At 59.2% G+C, this 12,772-nt stretch carries 12 protein-coding genes; 10 read left to right on the top strand and 2 right to left on the bottom strand.

What is annotated here, in order from left to right:
- Positions 1-42: 42 nt before the first annotated feature.
- The 6 genes from odhB to BM110_RS26315 all read left to right on the top strand — a co-directional run bounded on the left by odhB (position 43) and on the right by BM110_RS26315 (position 7,602).
- Positions 43-1,266, top strand: coding sequence for a 2-oxoglutarate dehydrogenase complex dihydrolipoyllysine-residue succinyltransferase (gene odhB / locus BM110_RS26290; protein WP_093123151.1), 1,224 nt, complete (start codon positions 43-45; stop codon positions 1,264-1,266).
- 99 nt (positions 1,267-1,365) lie between these two features.
- Positions 1,366-2,802 carry a dihydrolipoyl dehydrogenase gene (lpdA, locus tag BM110_RS26295; protein ID WP_092247838.1) on the top strand — a complete coding sequence of 479 codons (1,437 nt, stop codon included), beginning with the start codon at positions 1,366-1,368 and terminating at the stop codon, positions 2,800-2,802.
- 204 nt (positions 2,803-3,006) lie between these two features.
- Complete coding sequence (sucC, locus tag BM110_RS26300) at positions 3,007-4,173, top strand: ADP-forming succinate--CoA ligase subunit beta (RefSeq protein ID WP_003190011.1); 1,167 nt, start codon at positions 3,007-3,009, stop codon at positions 4,171-4,173.
- Positions 4,173-5,054, top strand: a complete 882-nt coding sequence (sucD, locus tag BM110_RS26305) for a succinate--CoA ligase subunit alpha (RefSeq protein ID WP_003172813.1) — start codon at positions 4,173-4,175, stop codon at positions 5,052-5,054. Before sucC ends, sucD begins: the two co-directional genes overlap by 1 nt.
- A gap of 355 nt (positions 5,055-5,409) precedes the next feature.
- Entirely contained in the window at positions 5,410-6,723 is a 1,314-nt protein-coding gene (brnQ, locus tag BM110_RS26310; protein WP_092247841.1) for a branched-chain amino acid transport system II carrier protein, read from the top strand.
- A gap of 141 nt (positions 6,724-6,864) precedes the next feature.
- Positions 6,865-7,602, top strand: a complete 738-nt coding sequence (locus BM110_RS26315; RefSeq protein WP_092247844.1) for a DUF599 domain-containing protein — start codon at positions 6,865-6,867, stop codon at positions 7,600-7,602.
- Between the two features lie 90 nt (positions 7,603-7,692).
- Here the strand turns inward: BM110_RS26315 and BM110_RS26320 are convergent, their stop codons facing one another.
- Entirely contained in the window at positions 7,693-7,935 is a 243-nt protein-coding gene (locus BM110_RS26320; protein WP_058427885.1) for a hypothetical protein, read from the bottom strand.
- A gap of 156 nt (positions 7,936-8,091) precedes the next feature.
- On the opposite strand from BM110_RS26320, the gene BM110_RS26325 reads away from it, so the two are divergent.
- The 4 genes from BM110_RS26325 to BM110_RS26340 all read left to right on the top strand — a co-directional run bounded on the left by BM110_RS26325 (position 8,092) and on the right by BM110_RS26340 (position 11,806).
- Positions 8,092-8,568 (top strand): PaaI family thioesterase, encoded by a 477-nt coding sequence (locus tag BM110_RS26325; RefSeq protein ID WP_071489579.1) that lies wholly within the window; start codon positions 8,092-8,094, stop codon positions 8,566-8,568.
- Entirely contained in the window at positions 8,565-9,017 is a 453-nt protein-coding gene (locus tag BM110_RS26330; RefSeq protein WP_071489578.1) for a PaaI family thioesterase, read from the top strand. The genes BM110_RS26325 and BM110_RS26330 overlap by 4 nt, the downstream gene beginning before the upstream one ends.
- 89 nt (positions 9,018-9,106) lie before the next feature.
- Positions 9,107-11,011 carry a molecular chaperone HtpG gene (gene htpG / locus BM110_RS26335; protein WP_093514467.1) on the top strand — a complete coding sequence of 635 codons (1,905 nt, stop codon included), beginning with the start codon at positions 9,107-9,109 and terminating at the stop codon, positions 11,009-11,011.
- 66 nt (positions 11,012-11,077) lie between these two features.
- Complete coding sequence (locus tag BM110_RS26340) at positions 11,078-11,806, top strand: dienelactone hydrolase family protein (protein WP_093514426.1); 729 nt, start codon at positions 11,078-11,080, stop codon at positions 11,804-11,806.
- 97 nt (positions 11,807-11,903) lie between these two features.
- Here the strand turns inward: BM110_RS26340 and BM110_RS26345 are convergent, their stop codons facing one another.
- On the bottom strand, positions 11,904-12,770 hold the full coding sequence (locus BM110_RS26345) for a pirin family protein (RefSeq protein WP_093123133.1): 867 nt from the start codon (positions 12,768-12,770) through the stop codon (positions 11,904-11,906).
- Between the last annotated feature and the right edge of the window lie 2 nt (positions 12,771-12,772).

Consider the following 12,772-nt stretch of genomic DNA (forward strand, 5'->3'; position numbering starts at 1 on the left):
CCTTCGCGCTGACTGAAACCGAATTTTAAGGACCCACAGATAATGGCTATCGAAATCAAAGCCCCGTCATTCCCGGAATCGGTTGCCGATGGCACCGTTGCCACCTGGCACAAGAAACCAGGCGACGCTGTAAAGCGTGACGACCTGATCGTCGACATCGAGACCGACAAAGTCGTGCTGGAAGTGTTGGCCGAAGCTGACGGCGTGCTGGGCGCAATCGTTGCCGAAGAAGGCGCTACCGTTCTGTCGAACCAGGTGCTGGGCTCGATCGAAGAGGGCAGTGCTGCTGCCGCTGCGCCTGCTGCTGCACCGGCCGCCGCCGCTGCTGCTCCTGCTGCCGCTCCGGCTGCTGGCGCTGAAGACCCGATCGCTGCACCGGCTGCCCGTCAGCTGGCTGAAGAGAACGGCATCAACCTGGCTTCCGTCAAAGGCACCGGCAAAGACGGCCGTGTGACCAAGGAAGACGTGGTTGCGGCTGTTGAAGCCAAGAAAAACGCTCCGGCTGCCGCACCTGCCAAGGCGGCTGCCCCGGCTGCCGCTGCGCCTGTGTTCGCTGCCGGCGACCGCACCGAGAAGCGCGTACCGATGACCCGCGTACGTGCCACCGTGGCCAAGCGTCTGGTTGAAGCCCAGTCGAACATGGCGATGCTGACCACCTTCAACGAAGTCGACATGACCGAAGTCATGGCGCTGCGCTCGAAGTACAAGGATCTGTTCGAGAAGTCCCACAACGGCGTGCGCCTGGGCTTCATGTCGTTCTTCGTGAAAGCGGCCACCGAAGCGCTGAAACGCTTCCCGGCAGTCAACGCTTCCATCGACGGCAACGACATCGTTTACCATGGCTATGCAGACATCGGCGTTGCCGTGTCCAGCGACCGTGGCCTGGTGGTTCCGGTACTGCGTAACGCCGAACTGATGAGCCTGGCTGAAATCGAAGGCGGCATCGCCACCTTCGGCAAGAAAGCCCGTGACGGCAAGCTGACCATCGACGAGATGACCGGCGGTACCTTCACCATCACCAACGGTGGTACCTTCGGTTCGATGATGTCGACCCCGATCGTCAACCCGCCGCAAGCCGCGATCCTGGGCATGCACAACATCATCCAGCGTCCGATGGCCATCAACGGCCAGGTCGTGATCCGCCCGATGATGTACCTGGCGCTGTCGTACGATCACCGCCTGATCGACGGTAAAGAAGCCGTGACTTTCCTGGTGACCATCAAGAACCTGCTGGAAGACCCGGCTCGTCTGTTGCTGGATATCTGATTGAAGCAGCTGCAAGTTGCGAGCTACAAGCTGTAAGAAAAAGCAGCTTGGCTTGCAGCTTGCGGCTAAAAGCTTGTCGCAAATAGAGGATCTATTTTCATGACACAGAAATTTGACGTCGTAGTGATTGGTGCAGGTCCTGGCGGCTACGTTGCCGCGATCAAGGCTGCACAACTGGGCCTCTCGACTGCTTGCATCGAAAAATACACCGACAAGGAAGGCAAGCTGGCGCTGGGCGGTACTTGCCTGAACGTCGGTTGCATTCCTTCCAAGGCGCTGCTGGACAGCTCCTGGAAATTCCACGAAGCCCAGGATGGCTTCGCGATCCACGGCATCAACCATGCTGGCGTGACCATGGACGTGCCAGCGATGGTCAGCCGTAAAGCCAACATCGTCAAGGGCCTGACTTCCGGCGTTGCCACCTTGTTCAAGGCCAACGGCGTCACTTCCCTGCAAGGCCACGGCAAGCTGCTGGCTGGCAAGAAAGTTGAAATCACCAAGCCAGACGGCTCGACCGAAATCATCGAAGCCGAGAACGTGATCCTGGCTCCAGGTTCGCGTCCAATCGACATTCCGCCTGCTCCAGTCGACAACAACGTGATCGTTGATTCGACCGGCGCCCTGGAATTCCAGGCTGTGCCTAAGCGCCTGGGCGTGATCGGCGCCGGCGTGATCGGCCTGGAGCTGGGTTCGGTGTGGTCCCGCCTCGGTGCTGAAGTGACCGTGCTGGAAGCCCTGGACACGTTCCTGCTGGCTGCCGACACCGCCGTTTCCAAGGAAGCGCTGAAAACCCTGACCAAACAAGGTCTGGACATCAAGCTGGGCGCTCGCGTCACCGGCTCGAAAGTCAACGGCGAAGAAGTTGTCGTCAACTACACCGACAAGGATGGCGAAAAAACCATCACTTTCGACAAGCTGATCGTAGCCGTGGGTCGCCGTCCAGTGACCACCGACCTGCTGGCTGCCGACAGTGGCGTGAACATCGACGAGCGTGGTTTCATCCACGTTGACGATCACTGCGCGACCACCGTGCCGGGCGTCTACGCCATCGGCGACGTGGTTCGCGGCATGATGCTGGCGCACAAGGCTTCCGAAGAAGGCATCATGGTTGTCGAGCGCATCAAGGGTCACAAAACCCAGATGAACTACGACCTGATCCCATCGGTTATCTACACCCACCCGGAAATTGCATGGGTCGGCAAGAACGAACAGCAGTTGAAAGCTGAAGGCGTTGAAGTTAACGTCGGCACCTTCCCGTTTGCCGCTTCTGGCCGTGCCATGGCAGCCAACGACACCGGTGGTTTTGTCAAAGTCATCGCTGATGCCAAGACTGACCGCGTATTGGGCGTCCACGTGATTGGCCCGAGCGCTGCAGAACTGGTTCAGCAAGGCGCGATCGGTATGGAATTCGGCACCAGTGCCGAGGACCTGGGCATGATGGTCTTCTCCCATCCGACCCTGTCCGAAGCGTTGCACGAAGCAGCGTTGGCAGTGAATGGCGGCGCCATCCACATCGCCAACCGCAAGAAGCGCTAAGCGAGATAATAAGAAACCACGGCGGAGTTGCCCGTCGTGAGCCTTGCGCGCAAGACTCACCGCGGAATATCCGCTGGACGCAGCCTTGCGCAGCTTTACGGGCCTTGAGCCCCGCAAGTTGCGCAAGCAGCAGTCACAGGTGGCGCGGCACTCATAATGAGCGCAGCGCCGAATGCGCAGTACCTAACGAAGACGGTAAAAAGCATGAATCTTCACGAGTATCAGGGTAAGCAGCTGTTCGCTGAATACGGCCTGCCAGTTTCCAAGGGCTACGCAGTAGACACCCCGGAAGCAGCAGCAGAAGCTTGCGACAAAATCGGCGGCAGCGAGTGGGTTGTCAAAGCCCAGGTCCACGCCGGTGGTCGCGGTAAAGCGGGCGGCGTTAAGCTGGTTCGCAGCAAAGAAGACGCCAAGGCCTTCGCACAGCAGTGGCTGGGCAAGCGTCTGGTGACTTACCAGACTGATGCCAATGGCCAGCCAGTCACCAAGATCCTGGTTGAATCGTGCACTGATATCGCTAAAGAGCTGTACCTGGGCGCTGTCGTTGACCGTTCGAGCCGTCGCATCGTGTTCATGGCTTCCACCGAAGGTGGCGTGGACATCGAGAAGATCGCTCACGAAACCCCAGAAAAAATTCTGAAAGCCACCATCGACCCACTGGTTGGCGCTCAGCCATTCCAGGGTCGCGAGCTGGCTTTCCAGCTGGGCCTGGAAGGCAAGCAAGTTGCCCAGTTCGCCAAGATCTTCGTTGGTCTGGCCAAACTGTTCCAGGATCACGATCTGGCCCTGCTGGAAGTGAACCCGCTGGTGATCAAGGCTGACGGCGATCTGCACTGCCTGGACGCCAAGATCAACATCGACGCCAACGCCATGTACCGTCAGCCTAAGCTGAAGACTTTCCACGATCCGTCGCAAGACGATCCGCGCGAAGCGCACGCTGCCAAGTTTGAACTGAACTACGTAGCCCTGGAAGGCAACATCGGCTGCATGGTCAACGGTGCCGGCCTGGCCATGGGTACCATGGACATCGTCAACCTGCATGGCGGCAAACCAGCCAACTTCCTCGACGTGGGCGGTGGTGCTACCAAAGAACGCGTGACCGAAGCCTTCAAGATCATCCTGTCCGACTCCAACGTCGCAGCAGTACTGGTCAACATCTTCGGCGGCATCGTTCGTTGCGACATGATTGCCGAAGGCATCATCGGTGCAGTGAAAGAAGTCGGCGTTAAAATCCCGGTTGTTGTTCGCCTTGAAGGTAACAACGCTGAACTGGGCGCTAAAGTACTGGCAGAAAGCGGTTTGAACATCATCGCGGCTACCAGCCTGACCGACGCTGCTCAACAAGTTGTCAAAGCTGCGGAGGGCAAATAATGAGCGTCCTGATCAATAAAGACACCAAAGTTATCTGCCAGGGTATTACCGGTTCGCAAGGTAGTTTCCACACCCAGCAAGCCATCGAATACGGCACCAAGATGGTTGGCGGCGTAACTCCGGGCAAAGGCGGCACCGAGCACCTGGGCCTGCCAGTGTTCAACACCGTGAAAGACGCTGTAGCTGCCACTGGCGCCACCGCCAGCGTGATCTACGTTCCAGCACCTTTCTGCAAGGACTCCATCCTGGAAGCGGCATTCGGCGGCATCAAGCTGATCGTCTGCATCACCGAAGGCATTCCTACCCTGGACATGCTGGACGCTAAAGTTAAGTGCGACGAGCTGGGCGTAGTCCTGATCGGCCCTAACTGCCCAGGCGTGATCACTCCAGGCGAATGCAAGATCGGCATCATGCCAGGTCACATTCACTTGCCAGGCAAGGTCGGTATCGTTTCCCGTTCCGGCACTCTGACCTACGAAGCTGTGAAGCAGACCACTGACGCCGGTTTCGGTCAGTCGACTTGCGTCGGCATCGGCGGTGACCCGATCCCGGGCTCCAACTTCATCGACATCCTGAAGCTGTTCCAGGAAGACCCGAAGACCGAAGCGATCGTGATGATCGGTGAGATCGGCGGTTCGGCTGAAGAAGAAGCGGCTGCCTACATCAAGGCACACGTGACCAAGCCGGTTGTTTCCTACATCGCTGGTGTGACTGCCCCTGCGGGCAAGCGCATGGGCCATGCTGGCGCAATCATCTCTGGCGGCAAAGGCACTGCAGACGAGAAATTCGCTGCGCTGCAAGACGCCGGTGTAAAAACCGTGCGTTCGCTGGCAGACATCGGCAAGGCCCTGGCCGAGCTGACCGGTTGGGCTGTCAAGTAAGCCTCGTGCTTGGCTGACGCTTCACCACACAAAGGTCACCTTCGGGTGGCCTTTGTGCTTTCCGGGGTTTAATAAAGATCAAAATGTGGGAGGGGGCTTGCCCCCTCCCACATTTGCCTGTATTGCCAAATTAGGTATGAAAATGCGACATGCAGATGTCGCTTATCGGACAGTACGCCCCGCAACAGTGCGTTCGTCAGCCAATTTCTGTAACCTAGCCGCCTCTTTATGCGTGCGCCTCCCAAAAGGAAGCCTCGCGCTAGACCGGTCGGCTCCCATAAGGGCCGGCAGTATTTCCCTCATCCACAGGGAATCCCTCTCTAAATTCCGATTCAGTAGTGTGGTATTTCCCGAAATGAAAGTGTTGAAAAGCCAGGACATCCTGGCGTTGGGCTTTATGACCTTTGCCCTGTTCGTGGGCGCCGGCAACATCATCTTCCCGCCTATCGTTGGACTGCAGTCGGGGCCTCACGTCTGGATGGCAGCGCTGGGCTTCCTGATCACCGCAGTCGGCTTGCCGGTGGTCACCGTGATCGCCCTGGCCAAGGTCGGTGGTGGCATGGACGCGTTGAGCAGCCCGATCGGCAAGATCGCCGGTGGCCTGCTCGCGGCGGCGGCGTATCTGGCGGTAGGGCCGCTGTTCGCCACCCCGCGTACCGCGACCGTGTCCTTCGAAGTGGGCCTGGCGCCGCTGACCGGTGAAAGCCCGCTGGCGCTGTTCCTCTATAGCTCGGTGTACTTCCTCGTGGTGTTCTTTGTCTCCCTGTACCCCGGTCGGCTGCTGGACACCGTGGGGCGTTTCCTGGCGCCGCTGAAGATCATCGCCCTGGCCATTCTCGGCATCGCCGCGTTTGCCTTGCCGGCCGGTGATGTGGGCGTCGCTACCCCGGAATATGTCGCCGCACCGTTTTCCCAAGGCTTTATCCAGGGTTACCTGACCATGGATACCCTGGGTGCCCTGGTGTTTGGCATCGTGATCGTCAATGCCATCCGCTCCCGTGGCGTCGAGTCGCCCAAGCTGATCACCCGTTACGCCATCATTGCGGGCTTGATTGCCGGCGTGGGCCTGGCCCTGGTGTACTTCAGCCTGTTCCGCCTGGGTTCGGGCAGCCATGCAGTGGCTGCCGGTGCCACTAACGGTGCTGCGGTGCTGCACGCCTATGTGCAACACACCTTCGGCTCCCTGGGCAGTGGCTTCCTGGCCGTGCTGATCTCCCTGGCGTGCCTGGTGACCGCGGTAGGCCTGACCTGTGCCTGCGCCGAGTATTTCAGCAAGATCCTGCCGCTGTCCTACAAGACCCTGGTGGTGATCCTGGCGCTGTTCTCGTTGTTCGTCTCGAACCTGGGCCTGACCAAGCTGATTGCCTTCTCGATCCCGGTGCTGACCGCGATCTATCCGCCGTGCATCGTGCTGGTGGCGCTGAGTTTCTGCAAAGACTTCTGGCAGGAGCAGGGCCGTATCGTTGGCCCGGTAATGCTGGTGTCGTTCATCTTTGGCTGCATCGATGCGCTCAAGGGCGCTGGCCTGGCGGGCTGGATGCCTTCGCAATTGGCCAACCTGCCATTGAGCGAGCAGGGCCTGGCGTGGCTGGTGCCGTCAGTGATGACACTGGTCGTGGCGTTCGGGGTCGATCGCATGCTCGGCAAGCGCAGCGAAGCTATCGCATAACCCACATTTCTCGCTGTACTGAAATGCCCCGTATCAATCGATACGGGGCATTTTTTATGGGTGAACGGCAGTGTCTTTTTATGTGCGCTAACGTCGAACTGACGCAAATGCTTTTCAGCCCTCATTCTGCAAAGGACCCGCATGTCGTTCATCGAAACCAATCAGATCCACCTGCTTGCCGCCCTATGGTTCGCCCTTTGCTGGGGTGGCTATACCCGATACGCCATTTGGAAGGCCCGCGACACGGCCTGCCTCGCCAGCGTGCTGCACCTGTACCGCGAAGACTGGATGCGCCGCATGCTGCTGCGCGACAACCGCATCGCCGACGCCAGTGTGATCGGCAACCTGGAGCGCAATGCTTCGTTCTTCGCCTCCAGCACGTTGATCATCCTCGCCGGCATTCTCACGGTGTTGGGTGCTTCAGAGCGGGCGGTGTCGTTGCTGGCGGACATACCGATGGTGCAACAAGCGTCCCAAGGCATGTCGCAGATCAAGCTGCTGTGCCTGGCGCTGGTGTTCGTCTATGCGTTCTTTACGTTCAGTTGGTGCATGCGTCAGTACAACTTCGCGGCGGTACTGGTCGGCTCGGCGCCGATGATCGGCGAGCGGGAGGTGTCGGAGCAGGAGCGCAAGGCATTTGCTCTGCGTGCGGCGCGAGTCATCTCCATGGCAGCCAACCAGTTCAACTTTGGCCTGCGCTCTTATTACTTCGGCATGACCATGCTGGCGTGGTTTGTCAGCCCCTGGCTATTCATGTTGATGAGCGCCGGGGTGGTGTTGGTGCTGTATCGGCGGGAGTTTCATTCCGACGTGCTGCAAGTGATGGTGTTTACCCAGACGGATACACCGCCGTCGGAACCGGTTAAAGAAGCAGTTTGATCAACCCTTCAAGTAAAAACACCAGGCAAAGTAAAGCCCGCTATCTAAGCGGGCTTTCTTTTTGCAGCGAAGCTGTTACACGCCGCGGTCTCAAGAACCGGTAGCAGGTGCTGCTTCTTTTGCGGCGGCCTGGTTCGATTCAGCCTGAGCTTTGGCAGCTTCGGCGTTTTCTTTCGCAGCGTCGTTCACTTTATCCTGAGCCTTGGCCATATCTTTCTGAGCTTGCTCAGAATGGGCTGCAGCGTCTTGGGCTTTGTCTTCGGATTTCTTGTCGCAGGCAGCCAGACCGAGGGCAGCGGCCAGCATCATGGAAATAGCTAAAGTCTTGCGCATGGGTGTTTCTCCTTATTGAAGATATCTACTGGCCTTTCGAGCATGGCGCTTCGGCATTAGTTCCTTTTATTTGGTAGATATATAAATCGCTGACTAACAGGAACTTTTGTCCTGGCGGCCATTCTGCGGATCAACACTAATAAGAGTCTGGAACGAATGAGCGAAAATCCCCTGTTAGAGCGTGCGAAGCGCTTTGTATCGGCCTTGCGCCACTGTCAGGTGCTGGGCATTACCGCTCATCAGGCCAGCGAGGAGGGCATCACGCTGATCATGCCTTATGCGCCCCATCTGGTCGGTGATCCCCAATCGGGGGTGATCCACGGCGGTGCGCTCACTTCCCTGATGGACACCGCCTGCGGCATGGCCACCCTGTGCGTATTGCCGGAATTCGAGGTTTGTCCGACCCTCGACCTGCGCGTCGACTACATGCATCCCGCTACCCCACACAAACCGGTGTACGGCTTCGCCCAATGCTACAGGGTGACCACCGACGTGATCTTCACCCGTGGCTTCGCCTACCAGGATGACCCGCAGCAACCCATCGCCCATGTGGTTGGTACATTCATGCGCATGGGCAAGCGCCTCAAGGGCACGCAAGGACTGGGCAGCACGATCAAGGGGGAGCAGGCATGACGCACCGATTCAAGACCCGCCTGGAGCAGGCCCACGGGCGCGGCGATTACGCAGCGCTGCTCAACCTGATCCCCTACGCCAGGCTGATTGGCATCGAATGCACCCGGCTGGGGGATGAGCTGCTGTTTCGCCTGCCGGCCAACAAGGACAATATTGGTAACCCCATATTGCCGGCGCTGCACGGCGGGGTGATCGCGGGTTTCATGGAACTGTCGGCGGCGCTGCACCTGCTGGTGTTCACGGGCGCGCCGGGCATTCCGAAAATCATCGATTTTTCCCTGGATTACCTGCGCGCCGGGCAATTTCGCGACACTTACGCCAAATGCCAGGTATGGCGCCAGGGCCGACGGGTGGCGAATGTGGCGATCACCGCCTGGCAGAGCACCGCGGCCGAGCCCATTGCCACGGCTCGCGCGCATTTCAAGATCGAGGAACCAGGTCGCCCTTGAAATCCTGCTCTTAGCCCCCAACTTTGATGACAACCCGCCGCCAACCCTCTAGGGCGCGGCCATTGCCATCCAATTGGAGTTTGATGACCATGAGTGTGGAAACTCAAAAGGAAACCCTGGGCTTCCAGACCGAGGTGAAGCAACTGCTGCACCTCATGATCCATTCGCTGTATTCCAACAAGGAAATCTTCCTTCGCGAATTGATCTCGAACGCCTCTGACGCTGTCGACAAATTACGTTTCGAAGCCCTGTCCAAGCCTGAGTTGCTGGAAGGTGGCGCCGAACTGAAGATCCGTGTGAGCTTCGACAAGGACGCCAAGACCGTCACGATCGAAGACAACGGTATCGGCATGAGCCGTGACGATGCGGTCGCCCACCTGGGCACCATCGCCAAATCTGGCACCGCCGATTTCATGAAGAACCTCTCGGGCGACCAGAAGAAAGATTCGCACCTGATCGGCCAATTCGGCGTGGGCTTCTACTCGGCCTTCATCGTTGCCGACAAGGTTGAAGTATTCAGCCGCCGTGCCGGCCTCGACGCCAGCGAAGGCGTACACTGGTCCTCCAAAGGCGAGGGCGAGTTCGAAATCGCCACCGTCGACAAGGCTGACCGTGGCACCCGTATCGTGTTGCACCTGAAATCCGGTGAAGACGAATTCGCCGATGGCTGGCGCCTGCGCAATATCGTCAAGAAGTACTCCGACCATATCGCCCTGCCGATCGAATTGCCGAAAGAACAAGCGGCTGCTGAAGGCGAAGAGGTCCCTGCCCAGGAATGGGAAGTGGTCAACCGTGCCAGCGCGCTGTGGACCCGTCCGCGTACCGAGATCAAGGACGAGGAATACCAGGAGTTCTACAAGCACATCGGTCACGACTACGAAAACCCGCTGAGCTGGAGCCACAACAAGGTCGAAGGCAATCTGGAATACAGCTCGCTGCTGTACGTGCCGGCCCGTGCTCCGTTCGACCTGTACCAGCGTGAAGCGCCAAGAGGCCTGAAACTCTACGTGCAGCGTGTGTTCGTGATGGACCAGGCGGAATCGTTCCTGCCGCTGTACCTGCGCTTCATCAAGGGTGTGGTCGATTCCAACGACCTGTCGCTGAACGTGTCGCGGGAAATCCTGCAGAAAGACCCGATCATCGACTCGATGAAGTCGGCGCTGACCAAGCGCGTGCTCGACATGCTGGAAAAACTGGCGAAGAACGAGCCTGAGCAATACAAGGGCTTCTGGAAAAACTTCGGCCAGGTCATGAAAGAAGGCCCGGCGGAAGACTTTGCCAACAAGGAAAAAATCGCCGGCCTGCTGCGTTTTGCTTCCACCCAGGGCGACGACGGCGAGCAGGTTGTGTCCCTGGCCGAGTACCTGGCGCGCGCCAAGGAAGGTCAGGACAAGATCTACTACCTCACTGGCGAAACCTACGCCCAGGTCAAGAACAGCCCGCACCTGGAAGTCTTCCGCAAGAAAGGCATCGAAGTGCTGCTGCTGATCGACCGTATCGATGAGTGGCTGATGAGCTACCTCAACGAGTTCGACGGCAAGGCCTTTGTCGACGTGGCCCGTGGTGACCTGGACCTGGGTAACCTGGACTCCGAGGAAGAGAAGAAAAAAGCCGAAGAAGTCGCCAAGTCCAAAGAGGGCCTGGTCGGGCGCATCAAGGCATCCTTGGGCGATGCCGTCAGCGAAGTGCGTGTCTCGCACCGCCTGACCGATTCCCCGGCGATCCTGGCCATCGGCGAGCAGGACCTGGGCATGCAGATGCGCCAGATCCTCGAAGCCAGCGGGCAGAAGGTGCCGGATTCCAAGCCGATCTTCGAATTCAACCCGGCTCATCCGCTGATCGAGAAACTCGATGGCGAGCAGAGCGAAGAGCGTTTTGGCGACCTGTCGCACATCCTGTTCGACCAGGCGGCCCTGGCCGCTGGCGACAGCTTGAAAGACCCGGCTGCCTATGTGCGCCGCCTGAACAAGCTGTTGGTTGAACTGTCGGTTTGACCCTGATGTAGAAAAACCCGCTTCGGCGGGTTTTTTCGTTCTAACGCACCTCAACTGGAGTAAATGATGAGCCAAGTCACTGTACGTTCCGTGGTCTATCAGATTGATGGCCAGTCCTACGAAAGCCGCCTTGCGTTCGACGCCAATCATAAAGGCCCGCTGCCGGGGCTGTTGATGGCTCCGAATTGGATGGGGGTGAGTGCGGGTGCCGAAGAGATCGCCAAAAGCGTGGCCGGCAAGGGCTACGTGGTGCTGATTGCCGACCTGTACGGGCAGACCGTACGCCCGTCGAATGGCGATGAAGCCGGCGCAGCGATGATGCCGCTGAAGAACGACCGTGCGTTGTTGAACAAGCGTATGCAGGCGGCCTTCGAGCAGTTGCAGGGACAGACCGAGGCCGCTGTCGATACGTCGAAACTGGCGACCTTTGGTTTCTGCTTCGGTGGTTGCTGCTCCCTGGAGCTGGCGCGTACCGGTGCGCCGGTCAAGGCGGCCATCTCGTTCCACGGCACCCTCGACACGCCAAACCCGGCGTACGCAAAGAACATCAAGGGCTCAGTGCTGGTGCTGCACGGCGCTTGCGACCCGCTGGTGCCGAAGGAACAACTGCCGGCGTTCGAAGATGAAATGAACGCAGCCGGCGTGGATTGGCAACTGCTGAGCTATGGCGGCGCGGTGCATTCCTTCACCGACCCCCATGCCAATGTGCCGGGCAAGATGATGTACGACGCCAAGACCGCCAAGCGGGCGTTCCAGTCGATGCATAACTTGCTGGATGAAGTGTTCAAGGGCTGATTTTTCAGCGCCTGTCCGGGCCTAATCGGGGGCAAGCCCCCTCCCACACTTGGATGCAATCACTGATCAAATGTGGGAGGGGGCTTGCCCCCGATGGCTATCTCAATGGCAACTCAATTCTTTCAGACTCACCCGGCACCGTCGGCCAATCCCCGGCTGCCCAGCGCTGCCTGGCCTGTTCAATCACCGCCGGATCACTCGCGACAAAATTCCAATTGATCCGCCGTGGCCCATCCAGCGGCGCGCCACCAAACACCACCAAGTGGCAATCACTGTCCGCAAACAACGTCATCTCCTGCCCGGTCGGCAATACCACCAGGCTGTGCACTTCCAGCGCCACGCTGTCCAACTGAGCTTCACCCTCCAATACATACACCGCACGTTCTTCATGCTCTTCAGGCACCAGCAGGGTCGTAGCCGTCTGCATCCGCACCTCGGCATACAGGGTGGGCGACAGCACCGGCACCGGTGACTTGAGACAGAACCCATCCCCTGCGATCAGGCGTATCTGCACGCCCAGGTTCTCACTCACCGGCAGACTCGCCGCCGGGTGATGGCTGTAATGTCCCGGCCCGGTCTCGTGGTCTTTGGGCGAGGCCAGCCACACTTGCAGCCCGTGCAGGCTGAAACCCTCGGCCCTGAGGGCTTCGGGTGTGCGTTCGACATGAGCGATGGCACTGCCGGCGGTCATCCAGCTGACGTCGCCGGCCTGCACCACCTGGTCCGAGCCCAGGCTGTCCTTGTGCTGCAACGCGCCTTCGAACAGATAGGTGAGGGTGGACAGCCCGATATGCGGGTGTTGGCGGATATTCATGCCATCGCCCGGTGCATAGCGGGTCAGCAGCATGTGGTCGAAAAACACAAAAGGCCCGACGCTGCGGCATTCGCGCGACGGCAACGGGCGCAGGATCGGTTGCCCTTCGACATCTTCGGGGCGAGGGCGGATCACGGTGAGGGTGGTCATGG

Source organism: Pseudomonas sp. NFPP28 (assembly GCF_900115535.1).
Lineage (GTDB): Bacteria > Pseudomonadota > Gammaproteobacteria > Pseudomonadales > Pseudomonadaceae > Aquipseudomonas > Aquipseudomonas extremorientalis.

Bases quoted from the DNA above. Each gene is read 5' to 3' on its own strand.
- odhB (WP_093123151.1), top strand. From the start codon at position 43: ATGGCTATCGAAATCAAAGCCCCGTCATTCCCGGAATCGGTTGCCGAT.
- lpdA (WP_092247838.1), top strand. From the start codon at position 1,366: ATGACACAGAAATTTGACGTCGTAGTGATTGGTGCAGGTCCTGGCGGC.
- sucC (WP_003190011.1), top strand. From the start codon at position 3,007: ATGAATCTTCACGAGTATCAGGGTAAGCAGCTGTTCGCTGAATACGGC.
- sucD (WP_003172813.1), top strand. From the start codon at position 4,173: ATGAGCGTCCTGATCAATAAAGACACCAAAGTTATCTGCCAGGGTATT.
- brnQ (WP_092247841.1), top strand. From the start codon at position 5,410: ATGAAAGTGTTGAAAAGCCAGGACATCCTGGCGTTGGGCTTTATGACC.
- BM110_RS26315 (WP_092247844.1), top strand. From the start codon at position 6,865: ATGTCGTTCATCGAAACCAATCAGATCCACCTGCTTGCCGCCCTATGG.
- BM110_RS26320 (WP_058427885.1), bottom strand. From the start codon at position 7,935: ATGCGCAAGACTTTAGCTATTTCCATGATGCTGGCCGCTGCCCTCGGT.
- BM110_RS26325 (WP_071489579.1), top strand. From the start codon at position 8,092: ATGAGCGAAAATCCCCTGTTAGAGCGTGCGAAGCGCTTTGTATCGGCC.
- BM110_RS26330 (WP_071489578.1), top strand. From the start codon at position 8,565: ATGACGCACCGATTCAAGACCCGCCTGGAGCAGGCCCACGGGCGCGGC.
- htpG (WP_093514467.1), top strand. From the start codon at position 9,107: ATGAGTGTGGAAACTCAAAAGGAAACCCTGGGCTTCCAGACCGAGGTG.
- BM110_RS26340 (WP_093514426.1), top strand. From the start codon at position 11,078: ATGAGCCAAGTCACTGTACGTTCCGTGGTCTATCAGATTGATGGCCAG.
- BM110_RS26345 (WP_093123133.1), bottom strand. From the start codon at position 12,770: ATGACCACCCTCACCGTGATCCGCCCTCGCCCCGAAGATGTCGAAGGG.